The following is a 2,384-nucleotide window of genomic DNA, read 5'->3' as shown; positions in this document are numbered from 1 at the left end:
GATCTTGGTCGAGAACCCGCCTACCAAGAGCTTCATCGTTCCGCAGGGCCGTCCAACGCATAGACAACACCGCCAGGTTGGAAAAGGCTCAATGCGATCGAAGTTTTTGCCGTGCCGTTGCGCGAGTATGCGGTATCTATGCCGTATTTGTGAGTCGTCCGCCGAGATCTTCGACAACGAGTTCACGGTGGCGGCGTCTGACTGCTGGCCGTCAAGCTCTGCTCGCCCTGACCCATCTACGCCGCGGTGAGGCCTGCGTCCAGTTCAATTCCGGGTTCGCAATCGGGATCGCCGCCACGCACTGCCACACACGCGAGATCGTCGACTTTACGCCCGAACCCACCCCGACGGACGCTGCCTATTTCTTGATCACCAGGGTGTGCGCCGCACGGTCGTGCCAACCCTGAAGTTTTCCTGAGTTGTCGAAGAAGGGTGACACGTAGACGAGGATCTGACCGACTCCACACGCGATCGATCCGGCTACCGGTACGACCCAGCGGATAAAGGAGATTCCAAGCCCGGGCGCTTGGCCGGTGCTCTCCTTGACGACCTTGAGACCTAGTGCCATTTTACCCAGCGTTGCACCCGCGAAAGAGATCATGAGCCACTCGTAGAGCAAGGTGGCAAGGAAGAAGATAAGGGCGAATCCAAAAACAGCAGCGAATAGGTCGTCGGCGGCTTCAACCTGATTGTTGATGCAGGCCTGATAACCGGGGTCGCTGTACTGCCCGCAGTCCTCGAGTCCCTTGGCTGAATCCATGGCGCTGGCGAAACCTACTGTGCTCAGGATGAAGTACAGGATGCTGATGGCCACGCCATCGATGAGGCGCGCGCCAAGGCGTCTGCCCATCGTAGCTATCTGCACAATACCCAAGGCTGGCACGTGGATATGATTGTTTTTGGTGCGAGGCAGGGGAGGTCCATGAGGAGGCCCTGACTGCTGATAATGGTACAAGGGAGTCGGATCTTGCTGCGGGTGCCCGTATCCAGGTTGCCCTTGCGGATGGCCAGAATACTTGGGGTGCCCTTGTGGAGGCTGCTGGCCATACGGATCGCCCGGGCTGTCAAAACTCATATCAATGTTCCTCTTGAATGTCGGATTGCTTTGAAGGAACCCGAGTTCCATGTTTATGTCTCAACCGAGAGGGATGAATCCATCTGGGCAGATTCGACCAAGGATCGGCCGTGCGCCCATACGTGAGCGAAGCCCTCCGCGGGGTTTACGTTGGTGTCGATAATTCGTGGCACAGGCACAGTTGGAGTATGTCTGGACCCGCACCCATTGCCGGGCTCGAGCACACCTGCTCAGAGTCGCTGGCAACGCAACCTACTACCAGCCCATAGAGAGAAGTTGGGTACTGGCTACTCACATGCCACACGGAGCCTGCCATGCGCAGGTTGGGGGTGCCCCTATGTGTTTGGTCAAGGTCAAAGGCCAATAGGTTCGTGCAGCGAGGGCGGACCGAGTCACAGAGGTGTGCATGGGTGATAGTCAGGTCACGATCAAGCTCACGAGTGACGAGGCGCTGGTGTTGTTGGACTGGTTGGAGAAGCTGCAGATGACGAGCCTGAGCCGGGTTGTCGACGATCCGGCGGTCTGGGCGCCGATTCAGCGGATTGCTGGAATGCTCGACAAGACGCTTCCTGGGCTATTCACGTCCGACCATGACGAGCGGCTTGAGGCGGCTCGTCAGAGGCTTCGGCTGGTGGGCTGATCGAGTGGTCTGAACTCCTCACCTGGCTGCGGCGGTCCGGGACTCGTAGAAGGTGCCGTCGCGCAGCATCGCGAACAAGACGTCGGCTCGTCGCCGGCCCCGCTTCTCGCATGGCCCGAGCTCACCTCGCCGACCCCGCGCGAGGGAATCACCACCACCGACCCCCGCCCTGGTCCCTCGTCCAAGCCTGCGTAGACCGCGGCTCCCGGGTCTGTCGTCCTCCTGGAACGCCTTGATGCACAGCAGGACGCCGCCCAGTCCGACCGTCATACGCAGCCACGGAAGCGCCCCGTCGTCACCAGGACGGAGGCGAAGAGGAAGAACCCGAAGCTGTCGAAGATGGCCATCAGGAGGCCGTTCCCGAAGGTCCAGGTCCCGAAGGAGGCGCAGTGGCCCGCCGCTCGCCGGCAGCCCCCAGCGGGTCAGGCACCCGATATGTGTCGGCTCTGCTGTGAGGCTGGCCGGATTGGCGCACCGATGGGCGGGGCTGACCTCTGTCGCAGCATGTATGGCAGCTGACCTGCCCGGCATTGCGCCGGACCGGGCGGTGGCCGGGTCTCTGAGCTGCCCCGACTTTCGTGGAGTCCGCGGTCGTGTGATCAAGTGGTCTGCGGGGCTTGCGCCCGGTGTTGCCAGTACGCGTGTTCGTACTCGTCCGGCGGGACGTAG

Annotated in this window: 2 protein-coding genes; one reads left to right on the top strand and one right to left on the bottom strand. The window is 61.3% G+C overall.

Annotation, left to right across the window (positions count from 1 at the left end):
* Positions 1-358: 358 nt before the first annotated feature.
* Positions 359-1,075 carry an RDD family protein gene (locus ACFWUY_RS41275; RefSeq protein ID WP_384122081.1) on the bottom strand — a complete coding sequence of 239 codons (717 nt, stop codon included), beginning with the start codon at positions 1,073-1,075 and terminating at the stop codon, positions 359-361.
* A 406-nt stretch (positions 1,076-1,481) separates the two neighbouring features.
* On the opposite strand from ACFWUY_RS41275, the gene ACFWUY_RS41270 reads away from it, so the two are divergent.
* On the top strand, positions 1,482-1,715 hold the full coding sequence (locus ACFWUY_RS41270) for a hypothetical protein (RefSeq protein ID WP_384122078.1): 234 nt from the start codon (positions 1,482-1,484) through the stop codon (positions 1,713-1,715).
* The last annotated feature ends 669 nt before the right edge of the window (positions 1,716-2,384 follow it).

It is taken from the genome of Streptomyces sp. NPDC058664 (genome assembly GCF_042716635.1).
Classification (GTDB): domain Bacteria; phylum Actinomycetota; class Actinomycetes; order Streptomycetales; family Streptomycetaceae; genus Streptomyces.
Note: the sequence above shows the minus strand (reverse complement) of the source record. Positions and strands in the feature narration are given on the sequence as shown.